Source organism: Sporosarcina sp. HYO08 (assembly GCF_001563475.1).
Classification (GTDB): Bacteria; Bacillota; Bacilli; order Bacillales_A; family Planococcaceae; genus Sporosarcina.
Window position 1 is genome coordinate 1 of record NZ_LPUT01000013.1, and the last position, 3,374, is coordinate 3,374.

At 33.5% G+C, this 3,374-nt stretch carries 3 protein-coding genes; all 3 read right to left on the reverse strand.

Annotated features, from left to right (window positions below; genetic code table 11):
* Positions 1-458: 458 nt before the first annotated feature.
* The gene (locus tag AU377_RS06725; RefSeq protein WP_067406145.1) at positions 459-1,154 is read right to left on the reverse strand and encodes a hypothetical protein; all 696 of its coding nucleotides are present in this window, start codon (positions 1,152-1,154) and stop codon (positions 459-461) included.
* A gap of 401 nt (positions 1,155-1,555) precedes the next feature.
* Positions 1,556-2,167 (reverse strand): helix-turn-helix domain-containing protein, encoded by a 612-nt coding sequence (locus tag AU377_RS06730; RefSeq protein ID WP_067406149.1) that lies wholly within the window; start codon positions 2,165-2,167, stop codon positions 1,556-1,558.
* A 135-nt stretch (positions 2,168-2,302) separates the two neighbouring features.
* Positions 2,303-3,262, reverse strand: coding sequence for a recombinase family protein (locus AU377_RS06735; protein ID WP_067406153.1), 960 nt, complete (start codon positions 3,260-3,262; stop codon positions 2,303-2,305).
* Positions 3,263-3,374: the final 112 nt, after the last annotated feature.

Below are 3,374 nucleotides of genomic sequence, written 5' to 3' on the forward strand. Positions count from 1 at the left end.
GTATTAAACATGAATGGCCCTTCTTTTAGGATGAAGGAAACGGAAGAATGGATGAAGAGCATTTCAGGCTGAAGTGGCTCAAAATTAAATTGCGAAATGGCTCACTTTTCAGTTGCGAAATACAGCAATGTTATACATAACACGGGATACAGCTTTGGATGGTTTTATGGATTGATTAGGGGGGCACTGTAGCCCTCCTTTTTGTTTATCAAAATAAAATTAATAACAAAACTAAGTAAGAGCGGTTAGAAACGAATTTGTGGCTGCTACGGGAGATTATTAGCGGCGTTTGGTTTATAGACTGATTTCACTCTAATTGTGCATAATCAAAAATGAACATCCATTCAGAGTTGCTCCCACGGGCTTTCTGCAAAAAAAGTATTTCTGACATACACAAGTATGCACAGCGTCTAAGCGTTATTTCACAATAAAAAAGCACCCTAAAAGGATGCCTATTACTACTCGTTAAATTTCCTATTTCTAAAGAATTTTATAAACCTTTTACCAAATTCCGTAAAAGCTGTATCTTCTTCTGGTGATGCCAATGCACCCCATGTCCCTTCATCAATAATAAAAGTTCTCCTTAATCCTAATTGCACTAATTTATTATCTATATACTCTATGCTTGTTCCATCAAATTTGAAATTCCCAATATTGTATGTCTCTTGATTACGAATCTCCTTATTATAAAGTTGCAACATTCTTGCTAATTCTTTTTTCCTGAGACTCTTTAAAACATCATAATATTCATATAAATTATCTTCATCGTACATTGAATCATATACAATGGATTCAAAACCATTTATCATTATTTTAATTTTTTCCTCTTGTTCTTCTTGAACAACATTTTTAAATATTAAAGGTAATGCTTTTTCTTGGATGAATTTCTCTTCGTGCTCCTTCAAAGTAACACTCATATCTTGAACTATATTATTTACTTCTTTTAATCCATTTTTTAAATTTCTTATCTGTATACTTTGTATAATATTACTAACAACAGGTGCAGCCCCTGCTCCAGCTTCATATACGAAGTCGAAGATAGCACTACCTACCGTATCTTCTTTAATTCCAAGCAATTTCTTTGAATATTCATCAAGGTTTCCAACAATCTGCGCTAAGGAATCAACCGTCTTATTCATATTATCTGGCAACAATCAGGATCACCACCCTTTCCCCACTTAATTCTACTTAAAAGGACTATTATCCGTCTTATCAAAATACTATCACCTTATAGATAGAGGCAACCATTCAACAGCGATCAAGATTTAAGGCATAGTTCAAAATATGTACGTTAATACTTTCCTTACTTTAATATCTTCTTCTTTATTCCCTTGATAGTATTCTTTTTAGATATAATATATTAAATCTGAATAACTAAATCTGATTACAGTAAATCTGTATAACGTACATAATCTGAACTATGTCAAGTACAATTCTTGAACTATAGAAGTACAGTTTTAAAACTACCTATTTCGGGGAGTAATAAACTTGTGACTTTAAAAGCTAAGGGGTGCCATAATATCAACATTTTATGCTTTGCTTAACCACAATAAATTTATTTGACCCCACGGGCAAGCCTTGCCCATTCTTTAAAAGAAAGGTTTTCCATATCGTCATTAGCTTCATCGATTTCATTATTAAATGTTTCCACCGTAGGCTCAATTTGCTTAGCCTGAATTGCTTGTTCCTTTTGTTCTTGTGCCTGTTTATTCTGTTGATAAATCTGGAAGCGTTGCTTATCATCCCCACTCATTTTCAATACTTTGTCTACAAACTCTTTAAACTGTTCAACTTTGTCAGGAACTTGATCATATAATTCCGACTTGCTCAATGGTTTATAAATCACATAAGTATTATTTCCCCTATTGGTCTTACTTTTCCGTATAAGTCCAACTTCCTCCAATTTCTCAATACTTTTGTGAATAGTTGTTTTACTTCCAATTCGTGTGGCAAGCATTAACTGTGGGATAGTTGGAAAAGCGTATCCATATTCTTCATTATAGAAGTCACACAACCTAATATAAACGGTTATATCAGTACGAGTAATCAATTCTAACTGTAAATAATCAAATAGTTCCATTGGTATCTGTACAAAATTATCCTGCAATACTCCCTTTCCTTTACCGATCTTCCCTGTTCCTTTGATAATTGTTTTAGTGCTTGACATATTAAATCATTCCTTTTCTGTAAGTTTTGGTGGTTCATTTTTTGAACCTCACAAAGAAACTTACGTGTATGAAAGAAATTAGGACAACAAAATAAAAAAAGCTGTTGGAATTAACCTTACAGCTTTTCACAAAAATTATTCCTTGAATTGTATATCCAGACTTATATTGCCATCCTCCCTTTCATAAATAATCTTATCAATAATTTTCTTTAATATTCTGTTTTGTTCGTCCACAGGCTTTAGCTCTATATTTACGATATGCTGTAATAATCCCTTTAGGTGTTCAACGTCATTCTGAACATTACTATTGGCGATTGCTTCTAATTTATCATTTGCCCTTTGTTGAAGCTGTTTAATTTCTTCTTCTATTTCCTTGTTCTTTTTAGCGTAAACTGTTTCAGGAATGACTTTTCTAAGTAAAAAGTTTAGCAAATCGTCTTTCTCGGATTCCTTATTTTTCAACTGCTTCGTGACACCCTTTAATTCCTTCTCTAGACGTTCTAAACGTTCATTACCGCTACCAGCTTTCACCTTTTCCAACTTTTCCCTAATGACATTTATTCGCTTTTTAACTTCACTATAAACCAAAGGCAATAAATGATTTAAACTACAACCACTATTATCACACCGTTCACCGTATTTATAGGCATTACATTTTTGCAAATGGATATACTTTCCTTTGGCAAGATTTACTTGCATTAAACGTCTACATTTTTTACAATAGATCAATTTATCGAGTGGGCTAGTAACGGCATGTGTGCGTGTATTAAATTTTTGTTTATTGGCTAATATCTCCCTAACTTGAAGATATTCTTCCAATGTCACGATCCCCTCATGTGTATCTTTCAATGTGATTTCTTCGCCAAATTTACTTGATTTAAAATTAGTTTCTCCTATATACGTGCGTCGTTCCAATAAGCTACTAATAGTTGATGGGTGAAAGTTCTTTCCTTTGCGCGTTTTGATTCCGTCCCTATGCAACCGCAAACTAATTTCGGTTGTCGAATATCCTTCTATTACTTCCATGAATATACGCCTTGCAACAGGAGCCTCAATTTCGTCAGGTTCTAATTGTAAAGTTGTAAACGAGCACATTATTACAGCTACTCATTTTCACAGTAATCCAGTGGGAAATCCGAAGTAATGTGCTCATTTTTTCACTTTAATCCGGATTGTGAAAAGCTTTGTTCGAATTATATCGGCCAAG

Excerpts from the sequence above, each read along its gene's own strand:
- AU377_RS06730 (WP_067406149.1), bottom strand. The coding sequence starts at position 2,167 with ATGTCAAGCACTAAAACAATTATCAAAGGAACAGGGAAGATCGGTAAA.
- AU377_RS06735 (WP_067406153.1), bottom strand. The coding sequence starts at position 3,262 with ATGTGCTCGTTTACAACTTTACAATTAGAACCTGACGAAATTGAGGCT.